At 69.2% G+C, this 24,120-nt stretch carries 25 protein-coding genes; 9 read left to right on the plus strand and 16 right to left on the minus strand.

All coding sequences use genetic code 11. The features are described from left to right. The 5 genes from EP26_RS18300 to folK all read right to left on the minus strand — a co-directional run. Window positions 1–2,686, minus strand: a 2,686-nt coding sequence (locus tag EP26_RS18300; RefSeq protein WP_043340732.1) for a DUF4214 domain-containing protein, incomplete at its 3' end; no start/stop codon positions are given. 115 nt (window positions 2,687–2,801) lie between these two features. Then, window positions 2,802–3,206, minus strand: a complete 405-nt coding sequence (gene acpS / locus EP26_RS18305) for a holo-ACP synthase (RefSeq protein WP_043340733.1) — start codon at window positions 3,204–3,206, stop codon at window positions 2,802–2,804. Continuing rightward, a complete protein-coding gene (locus EP26_RS18310) occupies window positions 3,203–5,524 on the minus strand; it encodes a RelA/SpoT family protein (protein WP_408735104.1) in 2,322 nt (773 codons plus the stop codon). Before EP26_RS18310 ends, acpS begins: the two co-directional genes overlap by 4 nt. Window positions 5,525–5,534: 10 nt before the next feature. Beyond that, window positions 5,535–5,933, minus strand: a complete 399-nt coding sequence (gene rpoZ, locus EP26_RS18315; RefSeq protein WP_043340735.1) for a DNA-directed RNA polymerase subunit omega — start codon at window positions 5,931–5,933, stop codon at window positions 5,535–5,537. 99 nt (window positions 5,934–6,032) lie between these two features. Beyond that, entirely contained in the window at window positions 6,033–6,554 is a 522-nt protein-coding gene (gene folK, locus EP26_RS18320) for a 2-amino-4-hydroxy-6-hydroxymethyldihydropteridine diphosphokinase (protein ID WP_043340800.1), read from the minus strand. Between the two features lie 65 nt (window positions 6,555–6,619). Here folK and EP26_RS18325 point away from each other — a divergent pair, with 65 nt between their 5' ends. Both EP26_RS18325 and EP26_RS18330 read left to right on the plus strand, forming a co-directional pair. Continuing rightward, entirely contained in the window at window positions 6,620–7,261 is a 642-nt protein-coding gene (locus tag EP26_RS18325) for a LabA-like NYN domain-containing protein (RefSeq protein ID WP_043340802.1), read from the plus strand. Continuing rightward, complete coding sequence (locus EP26_RS18330; protein WP_043340737.1) at window positions 7,258–7,896, plus strand: uracil-DNA glycosylase; 639 nt, start codon at window positions 7,258–7,260, stop codon at window positions 7,894–7,896. The genes EP26_RS18325 and EP26_RS18330 overlap by 4 nt, the downstream gene beginning before the upstream one ends. Here the strand turns inward: EP26_RS18330 and EP26_RS18335 are convergent. After that, window positions 7,893–8,087, minus strand: coding sequence for a hypothetical protein (locus EP26_RS18335; protein WP_043340740.1), 195 nt, complete (start codon window positions 8,085–8,087; stop codon window positions 7,893–7,895). The genes EP26_RS18330 and EP26_RS18335 overlap by 4 nt on opposite strands. Window positions 8,088–8,159: 72 nt before the next feature. On the opposite strand from EP26_RS18335, the gene EP26_RS18340 reads away from it, so the two are divergent. The 3 genes from EP26_RS18340 (at window position 8,160) to EP26_RS34970 (ending at window position 11,841) form a co-directional block, all read left to right on the plus strand. Beyond that, window positions 8,160–9,590 carry a bifunctional ADP-dependent NAD(P)H-hydrate dehydratase/NAD(P)H-hydrate epimerase gene (locus tag EP26_RS18340; protein ID WP_043340741.1) on the plus strand — a complete coding sequence of 477 codons (1,431 nt, stop codon included), beginning with the start codon at window positions 8,160–8,162 and terminating at the stop codon, window positions 9,588–9,590. A gap of 64 nt (window positions 9,591–9,654) precedes the next feature. Next, window positions 9,655–11,112, plus strand: a complete 1,458-nt coding sequence (locus EP26_RS18345; protein WP_043340742.1) for a malonyl-CoA decarboxylase — start codon at window positions 9,655–9,657, stop codon at window positions 11,110–11,112. Window positions 11,113–11,247: 135 nt separating this feature from the next. Next, complete coding sequence (locus EP26_RS34970; RefSeq protein WP_157033613.1) at window positions 11,248–11,841, plus strand: hypothetical protein; 594 nt, start codon at window positions 11,248–11,250, stop codon at window positions 11,839–11,841. Between the two features lie 80 nt (window positions 11,842–11,921). Here EP26_RS34970 and smpB read toward each other — a convergent pair whose 3' ends face one another. Both smpB and dapA read right to left on the minus strand, forming a co-directional pair. After that, window positions 11,922–12,410 carry an SsrA-binding protein SmpB gene (smpB, locus tag EP26_RS18350; RefSeq protein ID WP_043340743.1) on the minus strand — a complete coding sequence of 163 codons (489 nt, stop codon included), beginning with the start codon at window positions 12,408–12,410 and terminating at the stop codon, window positions 11,922–11,924. A gap of 10 nt (window positions 12,411–12,420) precedes the next feature. Then, window positions 12,421–13,299 (minus strand): 4-hydroxy-tetrahydrodipicolinate synthase, encoded by an 879-nt coding sequence (gene dapA / locus EP26_RS18355; protein ID WP_043340744.1) that lies wholly within the window; start codon window positions 13,297–13,299, stop codon window positions 12,421–12,423. A 154-nt stretch (window positions 13,300–13,453) separates the two neighbouring features. Here dapA and EP26_RS18360 point away from each other — a divergent pair, with 154 nt between their 5' ends. Genes EP26_RS18360 through EP26_RS18375 form a run of 4 tightly spaced genes read left to right on the plus strand, consistent with a single transcriptional unit; the run spans window position 13,454 to window position 17,230 of the window. Next, window positions 13,454–15,442 carry a lytic transglycosylase domain-containing protein gene (locus EP26_RS18360; RefSeq protein ID WP_043340745.1) on the plus strand — a complete coding sequence of 663 codons (1,989 nt, stop codon included), beginning with the start codon at window positions 13,454–13,456 and terminating at the stop codon, window positions 15,440–15,442. Continuing rightward, complete coding sequence (locus EP26_RS18365) at window positions 15,439–16,287, plus strand: alpha/beta fold hydrolase (protein WP_052389354.1); 849 nt, start codon at window positions 15,439–15,441, stop codon at window positions 16,285–16,287. The genes EP26_RS18360 and EP26_RS18365 overlap by 4 nt, the downstream gene beginning before the upstream one ends. A 2-nt stretch (window positions 16,288–16,289) precedes the next feature. Continuing rightward, a complete protein-coding gene (locus EP26_RS18370; RefSeq protein ID WP_043340746.1) occupies window positions 16,290–16,742 on the plus strand; it encodes a phosphatidylglycerophosphatase A family protein in 453 nt (150 codons plus the stop codon). After that, a complete protein-coding gene (locus EP26_RS18375; protein ID WP_052389355.1) occupies window positions 16,742–17,230 on the plus strand; it encodes a CinA family protein in 489 nt (162 codons plus the stop codon). The genes EP26_RS18370 and EP26_RS18375 overlap by 1 nt, the downstream gene beginning before the upstream one ends. Here the strand turns inward: EP26_RS18375 and EP26_RS18380 are convergent, their stop codons facing one another. From EP26_RS18380 to EP26_RS18415, 8 genes are all read right to left on the minus strand, one after another. Further along, on the minus strand, window positions 17,231–17,542 hold the full coding sequence (locus EP26_RS18380) for a YraN family protein (RefSeq protein ID WP_245624445.1): 312 nt from the start codon (window positions 17,540–17,542) through the stop codon (window positions 17,231–17,233). It lies immediately after the preceding gene. Between the two features lie 53 nt (window positions 17,543–17,595). Then, window positions 17,596–18,660, minus strand: a complete 1,065-nt coding sequence (locus EP26_RS18385; RefSeq protein WP_043340747.1) for a threonine aldolase family protein — start codon at window positions 18,658–18,660, stop codon at window positions 17,596–17,598. Window positions 18,661–18,729: 69 nt separating this feature from the next. After that, the gene (locus EP26_RS18390; RefSeq protein WP_043340748.1) at window positions 18,730–19,353 is read right to left on the minus strand and encodes a glutathione S-transferase family protein; all 624 of its coding nucleotides are present in this window, start codon (window positions 19,351–19,353) and stop codon (window positions 18,730–18,732) included. A gap of 77 nt (window positions 19,354–19,430) precedes the next feature. After that, window positions 19,431–19,895: a type II toxin-antitoxin system RatA family toxin gene (locus EP26_RS18395; RefSeq protein WP_043340749.1), complete on the minus strand. Its 465-nt coding sequence runs from the start codon at window positions 19,893–19,895 to the stop codon at window positions 19,431–19,433. 5 nt (window positions 19,896–19,900) lie between these two features. After that, a complete protein-coding gene (lipA, locus tag EP26_RS18400) occupies window positions 19,901–20,857 on the minus strand; it encodes a lipoyl synthase (RefSeq protein WP_043340750.1) in 957 nt (318 codons plus the stop codon). Window positions 20,858–20,861: 4 nt separating this feature from the next. Further along, on the minus strand, window positions 20,862–22,265 hold the full coding sequence (lpdA, locus tag EP26_RS18405; protein ID WP_043340751.1) for a dihydrolipoyl dehydrogenase: 1,404 nt from the start codon (window positions 22,263–22,265) through the stop codon (window positions 20,862–20,864). A 4-nt stretch (window positions 22,266–22,269) separates the two neighbouring features. Further along, a complete protein-coding gene (locus tag EP26_RS18410; protein WP_245624446.1) occupies window positions 22,270–22,710 on the minus strand; it encodes a GNAT family N-acetyltransferase in 441 nt (146 codons plus the stop codon). A gap of 41 nt (window positions 22,711–22,751) precedes the next feature. Then, window positions 22,752–24,119, minus strand: coding sequence for a pyruvate dehydrogenase complex dihydrolipoamide acetyltransferase (locus tag EP26_RS18415; RefSeq protein ID WP_043340753.1), 1,368 nt, complete (start codon window positions 24,117–24,119; stop codon window positions 22,752–22,754). Between the last annotated feature and the right edge of the window lies 1 nt (window position 24,120).

The following is a 24,120-nucleotide window of genomic DNA, read 5'->3' on the forward strand; positions in this document are numbered from 1 at the left end:
ACTCGACCTTGCCATGGCCGGCATTCATGTAGTTCGTCCAGGCGTCGAGCCCGCCCTGGTCCGGATTGCGCCCGAGGGTGTTCTGGTAGAGCAGCGTGACGAAGCCGGCATTGCTGACCGAGGGGTAGCGGGCATTGAACTCGCTGCTGGAGACGAAGGCGCCGGCCAGCTCGCTGATCGAGTGGCCTTGCTGGACGTAGTTGGCCCAGGCATTCAGCCCGAGCGTGTCCGCCGGCCGGCCGAGCGCGGCCAGATACATCCGTGCCACCTGCCCGATCGCATCGCCCGGGTCGAAGACCAGGCGGCCATCCGTGAACTGGATGTTCTCGATGCCGCTGAAGCTGTCCACTTCGCTGCCACGCACCAGCGTGCCGCTGAACGATGATGGTGTGTAGGCGACGCCGGTCGAAGAGGTGACGCTGCTGCCAGCAATGTTGCTCGCACTGAAATTCAGCAACCCGCGCGGCAGGTCCATTACCAAGACGTCGATGCCGTCATCGCCATTGATTGTGTCATTCCCGCTTCCGCCGCCAATGGTGTCGTTACCGGTGCCGCCGGTCAGCCAATCGGCTCTCGCTCCGCCACGAATCGAGTCGCCAAAGGAAGAGCCAATGACCGACTGGATGTTGACTAGCGTGTCGTTGCCGCCGAACCAGCCATCGTCCAGCGTCCTCTGCTGTGCCAGGTCGACTTTGACGCCGCTGAGCGAGTTGCTGTAGTTGGCGGTGATCAAGGTATCGGCCGTGCCGGCGACTAGCGTATCGTTGCCGCCACCGCCACGTAGAAGCGTTCGTGTCCCAGCCAGGGCCAGGCCGGTAATCCGATCGTCGAACTGGCTCCCGAAGGCGTTCTGGATGTTGAACAGCGCATCGGTGCCGTCCCACGAATTGACGACGGTCCCAAGGGAAAGATTGGCGATGACGCCATGAGTCGGGGCAGCGCCCTGGTAAGCACCGAAAGTAACCGTGTTCATGCCACCACGGCCGTCGATGACGTTGTTGCCCTGACCACCGCCAAGAGTGTCATCGTCGGGGGTACCACGAACCGTGTCGTCGCCTCCGCCGCCAATAGCTCCGCGCATGTTATACAGCGTGTCCGCGCCGGCCGTCTTGACGATGCTTCCCTGCCAGCCGCCATACCCGCCGGGCGCTGCGAGACTAGCGCCAAGATCGATGGTGACGCTGTCGGTACCACGGTAGGTAACCGTATTGGCGCCCCCCCGGCCATCCACGAAATGGCTACCCAGTGCCTGCAACGATACGGTGTCTGCAAACGCACTTCCGTACAGCGTATCGTTATAGTTCGAACTCAGTACATTACGGACATTGATCAGCGTATCTGTTCCACCTTGACCATCCTGCGCGAAACCGGTGCTCAAGTCGACATAGGCGGCTGTTGTCGCTGTGAAGTAGCTGGCCTGGTTGAAAGTTGAGCCTTTGCCCTCGATAGTATCATTCCCGGCACCGCCATGAAGACGTAGCGTGCTCCAGCTATAGGATGCCGCCGATCCGGTCAGCCTGTCGGCACCTGCAGTGCCTCGGTACTCGTTGACGTCGACGATTGTGTCTGTGCCATCTACGCCCTTTGTGACGGTGGCGTTCCCTAAGCCAAACAAGCCAATTCCCAGCGCGCTAAGCACGATATTGACGGAACCGGTATTGAGCAGCCTGTGGTCGACAGCATTGAAGCCAACGCCGCCGGCAACTGTATCGATGCCCAGGCCTGCGATGACTAAATCGTCTCCCTCCCCGCCACTGAGGGAATCGTCACCCGCTCCACTAGTCAGCGTGTCGTTGCCGGCGAGGCCGAGCAGGGTGTCATTGCCGGCACCCCCCGTCAGGCTGTCATTGCCGGCGGTGCCGGTGAGCATCTGGCCAGGCGTCGTACCGCCGCCTGGGTCGAACCCTAGATTGTCGGCGGTGAGGCTTGTGGTGGTGACGCTCTTGAGGCGGACCAGTTCGGCAAAGCTGTTGGCGCCGCCATTGTAGTCGAGGTCGATGACGGTGTCGGCACCGTCCTGGCGCAGGCGGAGGTATCCGGCGCTGCCGAACGGGTTGCTGCCGTCGTAGCCGGCGATGTTGAAGCCGCTCAGCAGCTGCGTGAAGTCGAGCTTGTCACCGAGGGTGCCGAGCGTGAAGTCGTTGACGACGATGGGCGCTGGAGCCGTGCCGCCACCTAGGACCGGAGGGCTCAAGAAGCTGCTTGGCAGCATGATCGTGTCACGCCCGAGCCCGGTCGTGATGACGCTGGTTGCAGAACCGCCGAGGGTGATGCTGTCGTCGCCGTCGCCGCCGAGGATGGTGCTGGCATAGGAGCCGGCATAGATGCTGTCGTTCCCGGCCCCGCCATCGAGCAGGCCGCCCGATGAATAGCCAGAAATGACGTCGTTGCCATCACCGCCACGCAGGGTATTCGTGCCGGCACTGTCGTAAAGATAGTCGCTCCCCGCTCCGCCATCGAGCGAATCGTCACCGGCATCGCCCGTCAGCGAGTCATTGTCGTCACCACCGAGCAACGTGTCGTTGCCGAGGCCACCCGACAGGCTATCCATGCCTGAGCCGCCGTCCAGGCTGTCCGCCCCGCCGCTGCCCGAGAGCGTGTCGTTGCCGGCAAGGCCGAGTAGGGTGTCATTGCCGGCACCCCCCGTCAGGCTGTCATTGCTCGTAGTGCCGGTAAAAACTGCCATAGTGCTATTGTCTCCGGACTACACCCTACCGCATCCGGACCATTACGTAAAAATATCGGCCTGTAAATATCGTGTCTCAGAATTTCAAAGTTGAGGCAAAAGGCAACTCGGTCGGTTACATCCTGACCGCCGAGATGATCACCACCGCGCTGGCATACGGATATTCATCCGTCATCGTCAGCGCCACCTCCGCCCGGTGTCCGGGCGGCGTCATCCGCGCCAGCCGCTCCGCCGCCCCTCCCGTCATGCGGAGCGTCGGCTGCCCGCTCGGCAGGTTGACCACGCCGAGGTCGCGCAGGAACACCCCCGCCCGGAACCCCGTCCCCAGCGCCTTGGAGGCCGCCTCCTTCGCCGCGAAGCGCTTGGCATAGGTGCTGGCGCGGATCTTCTCCGTCCTCCGCTCCGCCTTCGCGCGCTCCGTCTCGGTGAAGACCCGCTCGAGGAAGCGCTCGCCGAAGCGCGCGATGCTCTGCTCGATGCGCCGGATATCGACGACATCGTTGCCGAGGCCAAGGATCATCCGCGCGCCCGCTCCACCCGAAGATTGTCCGCCGGCGCCCGCAACGCCCCCATGATCCGCTCCAGGTGGCGGAGGTCCCGCACCTCCACGTCGAGCGCGATCTCGCAGCTCTCCGGGTCACGGTGATTGACCTTCAGCCCGGCCAGCGCCCCGTCCTGCTGCGCCACCGTCTCGGTCAGCGCCGCCAGCGCGGAGGGCTTGTTCCGCGTCTCGACGATGATCCGCCCGACATGGTGCCCGACCGCCCCCTCCTCCCAATCGATATCGAGGAAGCGCTCCGGCGCGGCCGCGAAATTCTGCAGGCTCGGGCAATCCGCGGCATGGATCGTCACCCCCTTGCCGGTGGTGACGATGCCGAGGATGCGCTCGCCCGGCAAAGGATGGCAGCAACCGGCGAAATGGTAGGGCATACCGCTGACGAGCCCCGTCACCGGCATTCCCGCCGGCGCCAGCGCCGCCCCGCGCCCCGCCCCCGGCCCCGGCCCCGGGCGCCCGAGCATCGGCCCCGCGCCCAGCCGCCCCCGCGGCCGCGCCAGCGGCAACGGGTCGGCGATGCGCGGCGGCGTCCGCAGCTCCGGCACCGCCGCCTGTACCACCTCCCGCGCCGAGAGCGAGCCCGAGCCGACCAGCAGGTAGAGTTCCGGCAACCCCGGCTGCTTCAGCGCCTTCAGCGCCCCTTCCAGCAGCTTCTCGGAGAAATCCAGCCCCTCCTGCCGGAAGGCCTTGGTGATGGCCGCCCGCCCGCTCTCTTGGTTCTCCTCCCGCTGCCGCGCATGCACGAAGCGGCGGATACGCGCCCTCGCCTTGCCGGTGACGACGAAGCGCTCCCAGGCCGGGTTCGGCTGCCCGCCCCGGGCGGTGATGATCTCGACCTGGTCGCCATTCTCCAGCATGTGCCGCAGCGGCACGATCTTGCCGTTGACCTTGGCCCCGACGCAGGTGTCGCCGACCTGGCTATGCACCTCATAGGCGAAATCGACGGGCGTCGCGCCACGCGGCAGCTCGATCAGGTCGCCCTTCGGCGAGAAGCAGAAGACCAGCTCCCGGTGCAGCTCGAGCTTGGTGTCGTCGAGGAATTCCTGCACGCCCTCGGCATTCTCGAGGATGTCTAGCAGCGCCCGCACCCAGGGATAGCGCTTGCGCGTGGTGCCGGCGCCCGCCGTCTCCGGCCCCTGCTTGTAGATCCAATGCGCCGCGACGCCATACTCGGCGACCTCATGCATCTCCCGCGTGCGGATCTGCACCTCGATCTTGGCATTGCGCCGCTCCGGCACCGTGACGCCCGTGTGCAGCGACTGGTAGCCGTTGGTCTTCGGCGTCGAAATGTAGTCCTTGAAGCGCCCGGGGACGACGCGATAGGCGTCGTGCACCGCGCCGAGCGCCATGTAGCAGGCGTTGCGGTCATCGACGATGACGCGGAAGGCCATGACATCCGAGAGCGCCTCGAAGGCCACGTTCTTCTTCTGCATCTTTAGCCAGATGGAATAGGGCGACTTCTCCCGCCCCATGACGTCGAGCGCCTGCACGCCGTGCTTCGCCAGCACGCGCCTCAGGTCCTGCTCGATTTCGCGGATCAGGTCGGCGCCCTGGCCGCGGAGGAAGGTGAGCCGCGCCGCGATGGTCTGCCGCGCCTCCGGGTGGAGCGCCTGGAAGGCGAGCGTCTCCATCTCCGTCTTGAGCGCGTCCATGCCGATGCGCTCGGCGAGCGGCGCGAAAATCTCCAGCGTCTCGCGCGCCGTCTTCTGCCGCCGCGCCAACTGCGGGACGAAGTGCAGCGTCCGCATGTTGTGCAGCCGATCGGCGAGCTTCACGAGCAGGACGCGGATGTCCTCGCTCATCGCCAGCACCAGCTTGCGGAGGTTCTCCGCCTGTTTGGTCCGCTCCGATTGCAGCTCGATCCGCGTCAGCTTGGTGACGCCGTCCACCAGCCGCGCCACCTCGGCACCGAAGCGCCGCTCGATCTCCTTCAGCCCGACCGCCGTATCCTCGGCGACGTCGTGCAGCAGGGCCGTGGCGATGGTCGCGCTGTCGAGCCGGTAGTCGGCCAGGATGCCGGCGACCGCGAGCGGATGGATGATGTAGGGCTCGCCATTCTCCCGCTTCTGCGCCGCATGCGCCTCGGCGGCGACCTGCCCGGCGCGGGTGATGAGGCCGATATCGGCCCTCGGGTCATAGGCGAAGACCCGCTCGGCGAGCACCGCCGCCTCGGCATAGCCGGGCGGCAAGGCGGGATTGGCAACGGGGGCGGTTCCGGTGGCCGGGCCCTCGGGGGCGCGCGGCACCGGGGCGGAGAGGGGCCCGGTGTCGCGCTCGGTCAAGGCGCCGGCCTCAGCGCCGGCCGCCGCCCAGCTCGGCGGCGATCGCGGCCTCCAGGTCGTCCGGCGACATCTCCTCGAGCCCGGCGCCATCGGCCGGCAGCTCCTCGTTGACGTCCATGACGCCGAAGATGTTCTCGTCGGTGGCGATGAGGTCGAGAACCTCCTCCTCCGCCGGCTCCGGCTCCGGCGCGCGCTGCAGCGACTTGATCAGGTCCGCCTCGACCGAGGACAGGTCGATGGTCTGGTCAGCGATCTCGCGCAGCGCGACGACCGTGTTCTTGTCATTCTCGCGCTCGAGGGTCAGCTCCTCGCCGCGGCCGATGTTGCGGGCCCGCTGCGCGGCGGTGAGCACCAGCTCGAACCGGTTCGGGATCTGAAGGATGCAGTCTTCGACGGTGACGCGCGCCATCTCGGCCTCATGAGCTTAATCGGCCGCCCCCATGGGGGCAGCGCGGATGAACCCTCCAGATAGACACGCCGCCCCTTTTCCGCAAGCGCCACGCGCCGCTCACTCCCCGATCGCCACCGGAAGATCCTCCTCGGGTAGCCCCGCCAGCAGCGCCTGCACCGTCAACCCGAGCGAGGGATGCACCCAGCCCGGAGCGACATCGGCCAGCGGCTGCAGGACGAAGCGCCTCAGATGCGCGCGCGGATGCGGCAGCACCGGGTCCGGCGCCGCCCGCAACACGTCGTCGATCGCCACGATGTCGAGGTCGAGCGTCCGCGGCGCATTCGGAAAGGGCCGCTGCCGCCCCGCCCGCTCCTCCAGCCCCTGCAAGGCGGCGAGCAGCGCCGCCGGGTCCACTCCCTCGCCCACCAGCTGCGCAACGCCGTTGACGTAGCGCGGCACGCCCGGTACCGGCGGCACCGGCACGGTCTCGTACCAGCGTGAGACGGCAGCCACCCGCATCCCGCACAACCCATCGAGCGCAGCGGCGGCCGCGCGACACGTCTCGAATGGTGTAATTCCGCCATATCCAGGCAAATTCGCGCCAATGGCGATGAGTGCCGCGCTTTGTCGCTTAACCACCTGCAATGTTCACCTACAATACACGCGCGCAGACTGGCGCGACCCATATTTCGAAAGCAACGACCTTGCAGCCCGACCGGATCGAACGCCTCGCCGTCTTCATCGACGGGGCCAATCTCTATGCCGCTTCGCGTACCCTCGGCTTCGACGTGGACTACAAGAACCTGCTGGCGCATTTCCGCAGGCAGGCCTACCTCATCCGCGCCTATTACTACACCGCCCTGCTCGAGACCGAGGAATACTCCCCGCTCCGCCCCCTCGTCGACTGGCTCGGCTACAACGGCTATTCCGTCGTCACCAAGCCCGCGAAGGAATTTACCGACGCCACCGGCCGCCGCCGCGTCAAGGGCAGCGTCGATATCGAGATGGCCGTCGACGTGCTCGACCTCGCCCCGCATCTCGACCACGTCGTCATCTTCTCGGGCGATGGCGACCTCCGCCGCCTGGTCGAGGCGGTGCAGCGCCGCGGCGTCCGCGTCACCGTCATCTCCTCCATCCGCACCCAGCCGGCAATGATCGCCGACGAGCTGCGCCGCCAGGCCGACGCCTTCATCGACCTCTCCGAGCTCGCCGAGCACATCACCCGCCGCCAGGTGGAGCCCCGCCAGCGCCAGGCTGGTACCGTGGGCGGCTCCTCGCCCAAGCTTGCCCCGGTCCGCGCAACCCCCGCCGAGCCCTTCCGCGAGAGCCCGGACCTGCCGGAATGACCGATCCGGCACCCCAGCCGGATCGCGACTGCCCGCTCTGTCCCCGCCTCGTGGCCCTCCGCGAGGCGAACCGCGCCGCCTTCCTGGACTGGCACAACGCCCCCGTCCCCTCCTGGGGCCCGCGCGGGTCCGGGTTGATGGTGCTCGGCATGGCGCCCGGGCAGCGCGGCGCCAACCGCACCGGCCGCCCCTTCACCGGCGACCATGCCGGAAGGCTGCTCTACGCTACCCTGCTGAAATACGGCCTCGCCGAAGGCACCTACCTGGAGCGCCCTGACGATGGCCTGACGCTCACCGGCTGCCGCGTCACCAACGCCGTCCGCTGCGTCCCGCCCGCCAACCTGCCCCAACCCGCCGAGATCCGCGCCTGCAACGGCTTCCTCGCCGGCGAGATCGCGGCGATGCCTCAGCTGCGCGTGATCCTCGCCCTCGGCGTCCTGGCGCATGACGCCTGCCTGCGCGCCCTCGGCCTGAAGCGCAGCGCAACGCGCTTCGCCCATGGCGCCCTGCATCCGCTGCCGGGCGGCCTGCTGCTGGCCGACAGCTACCATGTCAGCCGCTACAACACCTCGACCCGGCGGCTGACGACGGAGATGTTCGAATCCGTCGTCGCCGCCATCCTGCCGCGGCTTTAGCCGCCGGTCTGCGTATTCGTCGCCGGCGGCTGCACCGGCGCCGTCCCGGCACCCGTCGCCTCCCGGTAGGCGGCTGTGTTCGGCGGCGGCGGCGCCTCCGGCTTCCCCGCGGTCAGCTTGTGGAAGCCCAGCGCCAGGGTGATCACCACCAGCAGCGGCGCGATGACGGCAGACAGTGAGATGCGGGGCATTCTCCCCTCCTTCGGAAATCTGTCCCGTCAGGACGCATAGGAGCCCTGCCGGTTCAGACGGAGCGCGGATCGATGCCCCCAGACCCCACCCCGGAATTGCTGACTCCCACCGAGATGGCCCGCGCCGATGCGCTGGCGGCATCGACCATCTCCACCCTCCGCCTGATGGAAGCCGCCGGCCGCGCCATCGCACTCGCAGCCCGCCGCCGCTTCCGCCCCTGCCGCACCCTCGTCCTGGCCGGTCCCGGCAACAATGGCGGCGACGGCTATGTCGCCGCGCGCATTCTGGAGCAGGCCGGCTGGCCCGTCGCCGTCGCCCCCCTCGCCCCGCCCCGCCCCGGCAGCGACGCCGCGGCGATGGCCGCCCGCTGGCACGGCCCCCTCGCCCCCTTCTCGGAAGCCGAAGCGGCCCGCGCCGGCCTCGTCATCGACGCGGTCTTCGGCGCCGGCCTCACCCGCCAGGTCGACGGCCTGGCGGCGAAGGTGCTCTCCGCCTGCCGCGCCCCGATCCTCGCCGTGGACACCCCCTCCGGCCTCGACGGCGCCACCGGCCAGACGATGGGCTACGCGCCCCAGGCGGCGCTGACCGTCACTTTCTTCCGCCTCAAGCCCGGCCACCTCCTGCTGCCCGGCCGAACCCTATGCGGCGAGACCCTGCTGGCCGATATCGGCCTCCCCACCTCCGTCCTCGCCGATATCGCCCCGAGGACATGGCGTAACGGCCCCGGCCTCTGGCGCCTCCCCGGTCTCGACGCCGCCTCGCACAAATACACCCGCGGCCACCTGACGATCCTCGCCGGCGCGGCCATGACCGGCGCCGCCCGCCTCGCCGCCGGCGCCGCGCACCGGGCCGGCGCCGGCCTCGTCACCCTCCGCGCCCCCGACGCCACCGCCGCCACCCTCTACCGCACCACTGAGCCCGGCAGCCTCGTCACCGAAGCCACGATCGAGTCGCTCCTCGCCGACCCCCGCCGCGCCGCCTGGCTCATCGGCCCCGGCCTCGAACCCGACGACGCTACCCGCACCGCCCTCCGCCAGGTGATCGAGGCCGGCCGCCAGCTCGTCGCCGATGCCGGCGCCCTCGGCGCCGCCGCCGACGCATCGGAACTGCTGCACGGCGCCACCATCCTCACCCCGCATGCCGGCGAGTTCGCCCGCGTCTTCGGCCCGATCGGCCCAGACAAGCCCGAAGCCGCCCGCCACGCCGCCGCCCGGACGGGCGCCGTGGTCCTGCTGAAAGGCGCCGACACCGTCATCGCCGCCCCCGACGGCCGCACCATCATCAACCACAACGCCCCGCCCAGCCTCGCCACCGGCGGCACCGGCGACGTCCTCGCCGGCACCATCGCCGCGCTCCTCGCCCAGGGCATGACCGCCTTCGAGGCCGCCGCCGCCGGCGCCTGGCTGCAGGGCGAGGCCGCCCGCCGCCACGGCCCCGGCCTGCTCGCCGAGGACCTCATCACTCTGCTGCCAGCCGCAGCGGAGGCAACCCGCCAGACCTGACGGAATCCGCTTGCTCCCGCTATATTACCTGGGATTTCATTACGCCTCGCCGAAGGACCACCCGATGTCCGAAGTCCTGGAACAAGCCGGCCTTTTCGACCGCGCCCTCCGCCGCGTCACCAGCCTTTGGCGCGACATGGCGGACCGTGTCACCGGCGCCGAGTCGGAGGGCATCGCCGAGCAGATGCGCGCCTGCCTGGACGACCGCGGCGGCGAGGTCTCCGCCCGCAACCGCGCCGCCAAGCTGGCCCAGGCCTATCTCGGCCTCGACGCACCGGGCCGCATCGGCTTCCTCCGCACCCTCGCCGGCTTCGACAGCGACGAGGCCGCCGTCCGCGCCGCCATGGAGCGCGTCCAGGCCGCCGCCGACGCCGCCGAGCGCGCCAGCGCCAAGGCCCGCCTCCGCCGCGCGCTGGAGCCGCCGCGGCTGCGCCTGCTGACCCAGTTCACCACCATCCCCGACGGGGTGAAGTTCCTCGTCGACCTGCGCGGCGAGCTGCTGCGGCTGATGGATGGCGACCCGGTCCTCGGCGCGCTGGAGAGCGACCTGCGCGGCCTGCTCGCCAGCTGGTTCGATGTCGGCTTCCTCGAGCTCCGCCGCATCGACTGGAACAGCCCCGCCGCCCTGCTCGAGAAGCTCGTCAGCTACGAGGCGGTGCACCGCATCCGCACCTGGCGCGACCTGAAGAACCGGCTCGACTCCGACCGCCGCTGCTACGCCTTCTTCCACCCCCGCATGCCGGAGGAGCCGCTGATCTTCGTCGAGGTGGCGCTGGTGAAGGGCCTCGCCGGCAGCGTGCAGAAGCTGCTCGACGAGAAGGCCCCCGTGCTCGACCCGGCGCAGGCCGACACCGCCATTTTCTACTCAATCAACAACTGCCAGCGCGGGCTGGACGGCATCAGCTTCGGCAATTTCCTCATCAAGCGCGTGGTGGCGCTGCTCGGCGCGGAGCTGAAGGGGCTGAAGACCTTCTCCACCCTCTCCCCCATCCCCGGCTTCAGCCGCTGGCTGCACGAACGCATCGCCGAGGGCGAAGCCGGCCTCGTGACGGATGAGGAGCTGGCCGCCCTCCGCGCCGCCGCCCCGGCGATGCTCGCCCTCCCCGCCCCGGCCGAGGGCGGCGCCGCCACCACCAGCGCCCCCTCGCATGTGCCGGAGACGCCCGCCCAGACCCTTGCCCGCATCCTCGCCCGCCGCGGCTGGCAGCGCGACGAGGGCCTGGCGAAGCTGTTGGAGCCGGTGCTGACCCGCCTCTGCGCCACCTACCTGGTCCAGGCCGCCTCCACCCGGAACCCGAAGCGCGCGCGCGACCCGGTGGAGCATTTCCACCTCTCCAACGGCGCACGGATCGAGCGGTTGAACTGGCGCGGCGACACCTCCGACAAGGGGATGCGCGAGAGCGCCGGCCTCATGGTCAACTACCTCTACGACCCCGCCCGGATCGAGGAATACCACGAGGGCTATATGGGCGAGGGCAAGCGCCCCATGGCCAACGCCATCCGCAGGCTGGCGAAAGCCTGAAACCGGCAGAATACTGTTCACCGCGCAACAAGATGATGGAGCTACTAGGGAGAATCACTTGAACGCGCATTATGAGTGAGCAGCAAGCCTTCCCGGTATCGTATCGCAACTTAATCTGTGGTCAGGGGGCGTGAGATGGCCTTGCAAAGCGCAGCAACTAAATGGAGCGGGAGAAAGATAAGCAGTTCCTATGTGTCCGAAGCGCTTAAAATAGCAAGTGAGAAGTACGCCGAAAGCACCGGAAAGGCTCTCCCTCCAGATCTTGCAGTTTTCATCGCTAACTATCTGAATTCGACGGTGGATTTGATTTGGGATGCCGCATCGAGAGGAAAATTGAAGCCGAAAGACATCGCCATCTACTCGCTCAAGAAGGCGCTCGATGCCGCGAATCTTTCTGCAAAAATGAATGATGCAAAAGGATTGGAATGTGGAATAGCACTGGTTTCTCTGGCCGTTGCAACGGTCGAGGCTTTTGAATTGCTGCCTCTCATCGCTTTCGCCAGCAGCACCGGTGCCGGCGCTCCCATTGTTGCCGTTATTGCGGTGGGTGGAGTGCTATTCTGGTCATATCAAGTGTTCGATACTGTGGCCACATGCTCGGCGGGCTTCCAACCTCCCAGGAAAGACGAATTGGAAAAAGCCGTCCCAGCGAAGTATGAAGCCGCGTCCAAAAGAGCCATGTTTACCAACTACGCCGACCAGATTTGCAGTGCTGCCCCCAAAAAGTAATGCCGCCGTTTTTTCAAACACGAGAAGGAATTAATGGCTAATAATGGCGTGCCTAGCCTCCGCGGTCATTAGGTCGCCGTTCACCCCCTTGCCCGCATCAGCCTTGCCTTGTCCCGCGCCCAGTCGCGCTCGGCGATGGCATGCCGCTTGTCGTGCTTCTTGCGCCCCTCGGCCACGCCGAGCAGCACCTTGGCACGGCCCTTCTCGTTGAAGTGGATCTGCATCGGCACGATGGTCGCGCCCTCGCGCGCGATATTGCCGATCAGCTCCTGCACCTGCTTCCGGTGCAGCAGGAGCTTGCGCGGCCGCGTCGGCTCGAAGCGCGCGACGGTGCTCCCCGCCTGCCATTCCGGGATGGTGCAGTTGAACAGCCACATCTCGCCGTCGCGCTCGCCCGCCCAGGCCTCGCTGAGCGTCGCCCGCCCGGCCCGGAGGGATTTCACCTCCGGCCCGACCAGCGCCAGCCCGGCCTCGATCGTCTCGCCGATCGTGTAGTCGTAGCGCGCCCGCCGGTTCTGCGAGGCGATGCCGTGCGAGATCAGCCCCTTCTTCGTCTTCTTTTCTGCCATGAGCTGATACTTAGTTAAGCAGCCCCACCGATACCATGGCCTCGCGCACCCGCTTCCGCACCGGCTCGGAGACCGGCGCCATCGGCAGCCGGCAATGGTCGGTGCCCTTGCCGAGCAGGCTGGCCGCATACTTCACCGGCCCCGGCGAGGTTTCGGCGAAGAGTGCATCGTGCAGCGGCACCAGCCGGTCCTGGATGCCGATGGCCTCCGCCACCCGCCCCTCGCGCCAGGCCTTCTGCATCTCGGCGCAGAGCCGGGGGGCCACATTGGCGGTGACGCTGATGCAGCCATGCCCGCCGGCCGCGTTGAAGGACAACGCCGTATGATCCTCGCCCGAGAGCTGGATGAAGTCCTCGCCGCAGGCCCGGCGCGTGTGCAGCGGCCGCGCCAGATTGGCGGTCGCATCCTTCACGCCGACGATGTTCGGGTGCTTCGCCAGCCGCGCCATGGTCTCGACGCTCATGTCGATCACGCTGCGCGGCGGAATGTTGTAGATGAAGAGCGGCAAGTCGGCGGCATCCGCCAGCGCCTTGAAGTGGAGGTACAGCCCCTCCTGCGTCGGCTTGTTGTAGTAGGGCGTGACGACCAGCGTCGCATCCGCCCCGGCCGCCTTCGCGTGCTTCACGAAGTCCACGGCCTCCGCGGTGCTGTTGCTCCCCGCGCCGGCGATCACCGGCACCCGCCCCCGCGCCACCTCGACGCAGAGCTCGACCAACCGCTTGTGCTCGGCATGGCTCAGAGTGGGGCTCTCGCCCGTGGTGCCGACCGGCACAAGCCCCTCGGTGCCCTCGGCGATCTGCCACTCCACCAGCTCCTGGAAGGCTTTCTCGTCCAGGGATCCATCGCTCCGCATCGGCGAGATCAGCGCGACCATCGATCCCCTGAACATGACCCGTTTCCTCCTTCGGCAAGCCGGCGACCTTAAACCAAAGCCGCCGGTGGCAACAGGCTCGACCTGCGCTCGGATGGCCAGTCGGAACGGCTTCGGAAACCGTTAGTTCACCTATGGGACACCGCATGCCGATTTAGGGTACACCGCACCGATGCGCCGCCGCACCGTCCTCCCCCTTGGCTTCGCCCTCCCGCTCGCTCTCGCCCTGCCACGCGGCGTCCAGGCCCAGCCTGTCGGTCCCGGCTCCGCGGAATCCGCCCGCTCCGCCGGACGCCAGGCCATCGCCTTTGCCAACAACCAGCGCTGGGCCGAGGCCGATGCCGCCGCCCAGTCCGCCGACCCGCTGATCCGCAAGCTCGTCACCTGGATGCGCCTGCAATCGCGCACGAGCGCCGCCACCGCCCAGGAGATCGCGGCCTTCGCCCTATCCAACCCCGGCTGGCCGGCGCAGGACGCCCTATCCCGCCGCGCCGAGGAGGCGCTGGCCACCGACCCCAACGACACCCTCGCCGCCGAATACTTCGCCGCCCGCGCCCCCCGCACCCTCGACGGCTACCAGCGCCTGGCCGATGCCCTCGCCCGCGCCGGCCGCACCGAGGAGGCTGCGAAGGTCATCCGCATCGGCTGGCAGGAGGCCCCGGCCGACCCGATGGCCGAGCCCGCCTATCTCGACCGCAACGCCGCCAGCCTGACGCCCGAGCACCACTGGCAGCGCTTCGACCGCCTAGCCCTCGCTCGTGAGGCCGCCGCCGCCGGCCGCACCCTGGCTTACCTCGACCCGGCCCGTCAGAGCATCGCCGCCGCCCGCCTCGCCTACGCCGCCGACAGCGCCGATGCCGACCTGCCCGCCTTGGCCACCGCCGCCGCCTCCGACCCGGCGCTGGCCTTCGAGCGCGCCCGCTGGCTCCGCCGCCGCGACCGCGACGCCGAGGCCGCCGCCTGCTGGGCAACCAGCCCCGCCCCCTCGCCCGAGGTCGCCCGCGCCGCCTGGCCCGAGCGCCAGCTCCTCGCCCGCAAGCTGATCCGCCTCGGTGACGCCCGCACCGCCTACGCCGTCGCCTCCCGCCACGGCCTCGAAGTCCCCGGCGAGCCCCGCCAGGAGGCAGAATTCCTCGCCGGCTTCATCGCCCTCCGTCGCCTCGACGACGCCGCCTCCGCCGAACGCCACTTCACCCTGCTCGCCGAGGGCAGCCGCAGCGTCATCACCCGCGCCCGCGCCCTCTACTGGCAGGGTCGCGCCCTCGCCGCCCGCGGCGACGCCGCCTCGGCCCGCCAGCGCTACGCGGCGGCGGCCGAGTTCCCCGTCGCCTTCTACGGCCAGCTCGCGGCCCTCGCCCTGGGCGAGGACGGCGCCGCCCTCTCCGCCCGCATCGCCCGCACGCCGGTCCCCACCGCCTCCGCCGACCTGATGACCGGCTTCGCCGCCAAGGAGATGGCCCGCCTCGTCCTGGCATTGGCCGATATCGGCGAGACCCGCCGTGCCCGCACCTTTCTCCTCCGCCTCGAGGAAACCGCCACCGACCCCGCCGAACGGGTGCTGGCCGCCCAACTGGCCACCCGCATCGGCCGCCCCGACCATGCCGTCTGGATCGCCCGCCGCGCCGGCGCCTCCGGCCTGATGCTCCTCGCCGATGGCTGGCCCACTCCCTACCCCGCCCCCGCCGACGGGCCGGAACCCGCCCTGACCTTCGCCATCACCCGCCAGGAGAGTAATTTCGACACGGAGGCCGTCTCCTCCGCCAATGCCCGCGGGCTGATGCAGCTCCTTCCCAGCACCGCCCAGGCGGTGGCCCGCCGCCTCTCCATCCCCTATGCCGTCGGCATGCTGACCACCGACCCTGCGACCAACATGCGCCTCGGCGCCGGCTACCTCTCGCAGTTGCTGGACCGCTTCGCCGGCACCCTCCCCTACGCCATCGCCGGCTACAATGCCGGCCCCGGCCGGGTGGACGAATGGCTCGGCACCTTCGGCGACCCGCGCGGCGGCTCCATCGCCATGCTCGATTGGATGGAGCTCATTCCCTTCGGCGAGACCCGCAACTATGTGCAGCGGGTGATCGAGAACATGGCCATCTACCGCGCCCGCGACCCCGCAGCCTCCGGCTTGCCGCACTCGATGACGCGCTGGCTCGCCACGTGAGTGCGCTGCCGCGCCGCATCGCCTTCAGCGCCCGCGACGGCCTCCGCCTCTCCGCCCTGGAATGGCCCGGCGACCCGCGCGCCGTCCCACTGCTCTGCCTGCCGGGGATTGCCCGCACGGCGCTCGACTTCACCGGCGTCGCCCTCCGCCACCGCGGCCGCCGCCGCGTCGTGGCGCTCGACTATGCCGGCCATGGCGAGAGCGGCCGCGCCGCCGACCCCGCCCGCTACCGCGTGGAGATGGCCATCCGCGACCTGATGGATGCCCTCGCCGCCCTTCACCTCCACCGCGTCGCCCTTCTCGGCACCAGCTTCGGCGGCATCCTCGGCACGGCGCTCGGCGTCCTGCGCCCCGGCGCGCTCGCCGCCCTCGCCCTGAACGACACCGGCCCCCGCATCGAACCCACTGGTATCGAGGAAGTCCGCGCCTTCATCGGCCGCGACCCCGCCTTCGCCAGCATCGAGGAGGCCGCCGCCTTCCTCCGCCAGACCCTTCCTCCCTTAGGCATCCCCGAGGCCGGCTGGCGTGCCGTCGCCGAAACCACCTATGCAAGCGGCCCGGACGGCCGCCTCCACCCCCGCTGGGACACCCGCATCCTCCAGGCGATGCCACGCGAGGCCGGCCCCACCGAGCTCTGGCCCCTCTTCCACGGCCTCCCGGAGATCCCGCTCCTGCTGATCCACGGCGAAGCCAGCACCATCCTCTCCGCTGAGACGGCACGCCGCATGCGCGAGGCGAGGCCGGAGATGGCGTTCGTCTCCCTCCCCGGCATCGGCCACGCCCGGACGCTGATCGAGCCCGCCAGCCTCACCGCCATCGACCGCTGGCTGGCCGAACTCGGTTGAAGATGACGCCGCTGCGCCTCGTCGCCACCATGGGCGGCATCGGCCTGCTCCGCCCGGCACCCGGAAGCTGGGGCTCCGCCCTCGTCCTGCCCATCGCCCTCCTCGGCCCCGCCTGGTGCCTGGCGGTGGCCCTGCTGCTGACCCTGCTCGGCCTCTGGGCCATCGACCGCCTGCTCGCCACCGACCGCCAGGCCGATCCCGGTTGGGTGGTGATCGACGAGGGCGCCGGCCAGCTCCTCGCATTGGCCGCCCTGCCCCCCACTCCGACCGGCTGGGGGATCCTGCTTGCCTTCCTGCTCTTCCGGCTCTTCGATGTGCTGAAGCCCGGCCCCGTCGGCTGGGCCGATCGCCAGCACGGCCCCTTCGGCATCATGCTGGACGATGTCATGGCCGGGGCGATGGCCGCCGCGCTCCTGCTGCTGCTACGCCTCGCCTGGCCGGAGCTTCCCCTCTGATGCTGTCCCAATCCACCCTCGACGCCGCCCGCGACCTCCTCGCCCTGCTCGGGGCCCGCCACCTGACGCTGGCCACAGCCGAGAGCTGCACCGGCGGCCTCATCGCGGCCGCGCTCACCGCCATCCCCGGCTCCTCCTCGGTGGTGACCTGCGGCTACGTCACCTATTCCAATGAGGCGAAGGCCGCGATGCTCGGCATCCCGATCGGCGTGATCGAAGGCTACGGCGCCGTCAGCGACTCCGTCGCCCGCCGCATGGCCGAAGGCGCCCTGCGCGCGAGCGGCACCGGCATCGCCGTCAGCTGCACCGGCATCGCCGGCCCCGGCGGCGCGACCCCCGGCAAGCCGACGGGCCTCGTCCACATGGCCGCCGCCCGCCGCGACGGCCCGACTCTGGCGATCCGCCGCGTCTTTCCCGGCGACCGTACGGCGGTCCGCGCCGCGACGGTGGCCGAAGTCCTTGCCCTGGCCCGGACGCTGGCCGGGTAGCTATTCCAGCCGGAACGCATCCGCGATCCGCCGCACCGTCCCGTCCGCCCCCACCAGCAGCAGGTCGAACCGCACCCCCGCCGCCCCATGTCCGGGATGCTCGGCCAGCCAGCACTCCCCGGCCCGCAGCAGCCTCTCCCGCTGCCGCCGCCCGAGCGCACCGGCGGCCTCGATGAGGCTCGGCCGCGCCTTCACCTCGATGAAGGCGAGCATCCCCTCCCGCTCGGCGACCAAGTCGATCTCGCCGGCTGGCGTCCGCACCCGCCGCCCGAGCACCTGCCAGCCGGAGGCGGTAAGCGCCGCCTCCGCCACCGCCTCGGCCTGCCGTCCGGCAAACTCCGCCCTGGCGCCGGTCGCCGCCCGCCTCAGCGGGCCACCGCCTCGCGGATCGCCGCCACCGCCTCCTCGATCATCGGCGCCGACACATCGAGATGGGTGCAGGCCCGCACCCGCCCGCCGAGCCCGCTCACCGCGATGCCCTGAAGCGCCAGCCGCGCCTGCAGCGCCTCCACCGTCAGCCCCGTCCCCTTGATGTCGAAGAAGACCAGGTTGGTATCCGGCTCCTCCACCACGACGCCCTCGATCTGCCGCAGCCCCCGCGCCAGCGCCTTCGCATTGGCATGGTCCTCCGCCAGCCGCTCCACATTGTGGTCGAGCGCATAGAGGCAGGCCGCCGCGCAGATGCCCGCCTGCCGCATGGAGCCTCCGAGCCGCTGCTTCCACCGCCAGGCCCGGCCGATGAACTCGTCCGTCCCGCACAGCACCGCCCCGAGCGGCGCGCCCAGTCCCTTGGTGAAGTCGAGCCAGACGCTGTCATACTGCGCCACCATCTCCTTGGCCGAGATCCCGGCCGCGACGCAGGCATTCATCAGCCGCGCCCCGTCCATATGCGTGGACCACCCCTGCTCATGCGCCACCTCGGCGACGGCATTGAGCTGCGCTAGCGGCCAGACCGTCCCGCCGCCGATATTCGCCGTCTGCTCCACCTCCAGCAGCCGCTGCGGCGGCGCATAGCGCGTCTTCGGCCGGATCACCGCCCGCACGTCATCCGCGCTGAACTGCCCTCGCTCCCCCTTCAGCGGCAGGATCTGCACCCCGGTCAGCGCCGCATGGGTGCCGCCCTCGCTGTGGAGGATGTGGCTCGTCTCATGGGCGATGACCTCGTCGCCCTTGCCGCAATGCGTCAGGATGGCGATGACGTTGCACATCGTCCCCGACGGCAGGTAGATCGCCGCCTCCTTCCCCATCAGCTCCGCCATCCGGTCGCAGAGCGCATGCACGGTCGGGTCGTCGCCATGCTGCTCGTCACCGACCTCGGCGCGCATCATCGCCTCCTTCATCGCCGGGCCCGGCCGGGTCTGGGTGTCGGAATAGAGGTTGATGCGCACCGGCGGAGCACCGGCGGGCGGACGGGCGGGGGCATGGACCATGGCGGGAATCCCTATCAGAGGCGCCGAACCTGCGACCGCCCGGCCGCCCTGGCAACACCCCCCACGGCGTCAGATATGCTTCGCCCAGACCGGCCCCGCCCGCGGCCGCGCCGCGACCGCCCGGGCGATGCTCTCCACCTTCGGGCAGTTGGCCGGCGTCCATTCCCTCCCGCCCATCCAGCGCGACAGGAAGGCGAGGTAGAGGTCGGCCACCGAGAACCGCTCCCCCAGCAGCCAAGGCGCCGGCTCGATCCGCGCCTCGATCAGCCGCCAGATGTCCCGCCCCATCTCGAAGGCCCGCGCCCTGATCGCCGGCGCATGGGCCGGATCGGCACTGAACCGCTCCGGGTAATCCCCCCGCGTGACGCAGGGATAGAACTCGCCCGCCACCAGCGCCATCCAGCGCAGCGCGATGGCCCGCCCCGCATCCCCCGCCGCCGGCAACAACCCGGCTTCGGGATGCCGATCCGCCAGGGTCAGCAGGATGGCGAGGCTCTCCGTCACTACCGTCCCATCCGGCACGATCAGCGTCGGCACACGCCCCATGGGATTGATCCGTCGGTACTGCTCGGCGAGCTGATGGTCGCCCTCGAGCGGCACCGCGCGCAGCTCGACAGGCGCCCCGATCTCCGCCAGCGCCATCTCCACCGGGGCCGAGCCCGACCCCTTGTCGCCATAGAGGATGTAGGTCATGGCGCCGAGCCTGCCGCACCCGCCCCATCCGGCGCCAGCACAAACGCCTGATGCGCCCGATCAGCCTCGCTGATCGGTCAGGCCGCCGGCACCGGGCTCGGCGTGCCGTTCGGCCGCCCGTAGAGCTGCATCGCCCGCCGCTCGAAGGACCGAACCATCAGCCGCACCGCCTCGTTGAACACGGTGCCGATCACCGCTTGCAACAGCCGCGAGCGGAACTCGAAATCGACGAAGAACTCCACCTGCGTGCCATGCGGATGCGGCACGAACTTCCAGTGGTTGTTCAGGTAGCGGAAGGGCCCGTTCAGGTACCGCACATGGATGTCGTGCGGCCGCTCCAGCTGGACCTCGCTGCGAAAGGTCTCACGGAACAGCTTGAAGCCGATGGTCAGGTCGGCGATCAGCTTGTCCTCGGCCTGCGAGATCACCCGCGCGCCCACGCACCAGGGCAGGAATTCGGGGTAGCGCCGCACATCCGCGACAAGCGCGAAGAGCTGCTCCGGGGTGTAGCGCAGCACGCGCTTCTCGGCATGGGTCGGCATGGGCCTTAGGTGGCGCCGCCCGGCGCCATGGCAAGCTGCCTCTCGCGCGCCGTCCGCAGCGCCGCGAAATCGCGATCCGCATGATAGCTGCTGCGGGTCAGCGGCGTCGCCGAGACCAGGAGGAAGCCTTTGGACCGCGCCATCCGCGCATAATCCTCGAATTCGTCCGGCGTCACGAAACGGTCCACCGCCGCATGCTTCACGCTCGGCTGGAGGTACTGCCCGATGGTCAGGAAATCGACCTCGGCGCTCCGCATGTCGTCCATGACCTGCAGCACCTCGATCCGCTCCTCCCCGAGCCCGACCATCAGCCCCGACTTGGTGAAGATCGTGGGGTCCAGCCGCTTCACCCCGTCCAGCAGCCGGAGCGAGTGGTAGTACCGCCCTCCCGGCCGGATATTCGGATAGAGCTTCGGCACCGTCTCCAGGTTGTGGTTGAAGACATCCGGCCGCGCCTCGACCACCACCTCCAACGACCCGTCTTTCCTGAGGAAGTCCGGCGTCAGAACCTCGATGGTCGTCTCCGGCGTCGCCGCCCGGATCGCCCGGATGGTCTCGGCGAAATGCCTGGCCCCGCCATCCTTCAGGTCGTCCCGATCGACGCTGGTGATCACCACATGCCGCAGCCCGAGCGTTGCCACCGCCTCGCCCACGCGTCGCGGCTCATCCGCATCGAGCGCCTTCGGCAGCCCCGTCGCCACGTTGCAGAAGGCGCAGGCCCGGGTGCAGGTCTCGCCCATGATCATCATGGTGGCGTGGCGCTGCGACCAGCACTCGCCGATATTCGGGCAGGCCGCCTCCTCGCAGACCGTGACCAGCTTCTGGTCCCGCATCAGCGCCCGGGTCTCGTGATAGATCGGATGCGTCGGCGCCTTCACCCGGATCCAGCTCGGTTTCCGCTGGATCGGGTTATCGGGTCGATGAACCTTCTCGGGATGCCGGATTTCGATGCGGGTCGTCATGGGCCTACATGTGGATCACGCGGCCATAGGCATCAAGCACCGCCTCATGCATCGCTTCCGAAATCGTCGGATGCGGGAAGATGCTGTGCATCAGCTCCTCCTCCGTCGTTTCCATGGTCTTGGCGATGGTGTAGCCCTGGATCATCTCCGTCACCTCGGGCCCGACCATATGGGCGCCCAGCAACTCGCCCGTCTTGGCGTCGAAGATGGTCTTGATCAGCCCCTCCGGCTCGCCCATGGCGATCGCCTTGCCGTTGCCGATGAAGGGGAAGCGCCCGACCCGCAGCTCATGCCCGGCCTTCTTCGCCGCCTCCTCCGTCAGCCCGACGCTCGCCACCTGCGGCCGGCAATAGGTGCAGCCGGGGATGTTGAGCACCTCCATCGGATGCACCCCCTTCACCCCCGCGATGGTCTCGACGCAGAGGATGCCCTCATGGCTCGCCTTGTGCGCCAGCCAGGGCGCCCCCGTCAGGTCGCCGATGGCATAGACGCCCGGCTCCCCGGTCCGGCAGTACTCGTCGATCACCACATGCGTCCGCTCGACCTTCACCTTGGTCCCCTCGAGGCCGATATCCTCGACATTGCCGACGATGCCGACCGCCGAGATCACCCGGTCGGCCGTGACCTCCTGCACCTTCCCCCCTGCCTCGATGACGGCGGTGACATTGTCCGCGCCCTTCCTGAGCCCCTGCACCTTGGCCTCGGTGAGGATCTTCATCCCCTGCTTCTCGAAGGCCTTGCGGACGAAGGCGCTGATCTCGGCGTCCTCCACTGGCAGGATACGGTCCATCACTTCGACCAGCGTCACCTGCGCCCCGAGATTGAGGTAGAAGCTGGCGAACTCCGCCCCGATCGCGCCCGAGCCGATGACGATCAGCGACTTCGGCATGGAAGGCGGCACCATCGCCTCCTTGTAGGACCAGACGAGCTTGCCGTCGGCCTCTAGCCCAGGCAGCGTCCGCGCCCGCGCCCCCGTCGCCAGAATGATATGCTTCGCCGCCAATTCGGCGACCGGCTTGCCGTCCTTGCTGACCGACATCTTCCCCGGCCCGGCGAGCTTGCCCTGCCCATCGAAGACCGTGACCTTGTTCTTCCGCAGCAGATGCTTGACGCCACCCGAGAGCTGCCCCGCCACCGCCCGGCTCCGCTTCACGATCTTGCCGATGTCGAAGCGGATATTGTCGGCCGCGAAGCCATAGGCATCAAGCGTATGCAGCAGGTGGTTGATCTCGGAGGAGCGCAACAGCGCCTTGGTCGGAATGCAGCCCCAGTTGAGGCAGATGCCCCCCAGATGCTCGCGCTCCACCAGCGCCGTCCTCATACCGAGCTGCGCCGCGCGGATGGCGGCGACATAGCCGCCCGGCCCACCGCCAAGGACGACAAGGTCGAAGCTCTGGGTCTCTGCCATGGGTTCAATCCTCCCGCGCGGCCAGCGCCTCGAGCGCCGCGCCGCTGAGCCGTTGCAGGGTCCACCCCTCGCGCGGCAGCGCGCCGATGGAGCGGTAGAAAGCGATGGAGGGCGCGTTCCAGTCGAGCACGGACCACTCCATCCGGCCGCAGCCGGCCTCAATGGCACGCCTTGCGAGGTCCGCGAAGATCGCCCGCCCAATGCCGCGGCCACGCAGCCCCGGCTCGACGAAGACATCCTCGAGATAAAGCTTCGGCGCCCCGTCGAAGGTCGAGACGCTGTAGAACCAGAGGGCGAAGCCCACCGGCTTCCCCTCCCATTCCGCAACCAGCGCCCAGGCACGCGGCGTCTCGCCGAAGAGCAGGCGACGGAAATGCTCCTCCGTCGCCGTCACCTCATGCAGCAGTTTCTCGTACTCCGCGAGCGCTCGGACGAAGTGGAGCACCAGCCCCTCATCACCCGGCCGAACGTCGCGTAGCTGGAGGGTCACAGCATCAGGCTCAGCGGATCCTCGATGACGCCCTTCAGCGCCTGCATGAACTCCGCCGCCAGCGCGCCGTCGATGACGCGATGATCCACCGAGAGCGTGCAGGTCATCACCGTGGCGACCGTCAGTTCGCCCTTCCTGACGACCGGCCGCTGCTCGCCCGCCGCGACGGCGAGGATGCCGGCCTGCGGCGGGTTGATGATGGCGCTGAACTCCCGCACGCCATACATCCCCATGTTGGAGATGCTGAACCCGCCGCCCTGGAATTCCTCCGGCTTCAGCTTGTTCGCCTTGGCCCGCGAGGCGAGGTCCTTCATCTCGTTGCTGATCGTCGTCAGCCCCTTCTGGTCGGCCTTCCGGATGATCGGCGTGATGAGCCCCGTCGGCGTCGAGACCGCGACCGAGACATCGACGTCGTGGAACTGCAGGATCGCCTCGTCCGTCCACATCGCGTTGACGTTCGGGAAGCGCCTGAGCGTCGCCGCCACCGCCTTGATCACCAGGTCATTGACCGAAAGCTTGAACGCCCCCGGCCCGTCCTTCGCCGACTTGGCATTGAGGTCGGCCCGCAGCTTCAGCAGCGCGTCGATCTCGAAATCCATCGTGACGTAGAAATGCGGGATGGTCTGCTTCGACTCCGCCAGCCGCCGGGCGATGACCTTGCGGATGGTGGAGTTCGGCACCGGCGTATGCGGCGCGGTGACCACCGGCGCGGGCGCCGCCGCCTTCGGCGCCAGTGCGGCCGCCGGGGCCTGCGGAGCCGCCGCCGCGGGCTGCGCCGCCGGCGCCTGCTTCGGCCGGTTCAGCGCCGCCTCGACATCCGCCTTGACGATCCGCCCCGCCGGCCCGCTGCCGCTGATGCCGCCGAGATCGAGCCCCGCCTGCTGCGCCATCCGCCGCGCCAGCGGCGAGGCAAAGGTCCGGTCATGTCCATTCGCCACCGGCGGCAGCGGCTGTGGATTGAGCGCCTGCGGCTGCGCTGAGGGCTTCGGCGCCTCGATCGGCTGCTCGGCCGCGCCCGCGACCTTGCCGCCATCCGCCTTCACCGCCTCCAGCGCCGGCCCCGAGGGCGACTCATTCCCCGCCGACTGGCTGCTGCCGCCACCACCGCTCGGCACCGCCTCGCCCGGCTCCACCAGCACGGCAATGGTGTCGTTCACCTTCACGCCCTGGGTGCCGTCGGCGACGAGGATCTTGCCGAGCACGCCCTCATCGACGGCCTCGACCTCCATCGTCGCCTTGTCGGTCTCGATCTCGGCGATGATGTCGCCCGCCTTGACCTGGTCGCCTTCCTTCTTGAGCCAGCGCGCCAGCGTGCCTTCCGTCATGGTCGGCGAGAGCGCGGGCATCAGGATGTTGGTCGCCATG

The sequence above is a fragment of the Belnapia moabensis DSM 16746 genome (genome assembly GCF_000745835.1).
Taxonomy (GTDB): Bacteria; Pseudomonadota; Alphaproteobacteria; order Acetobacterales; family Acetobacteraceae; genus Belnapia; species Belnapia moabensis.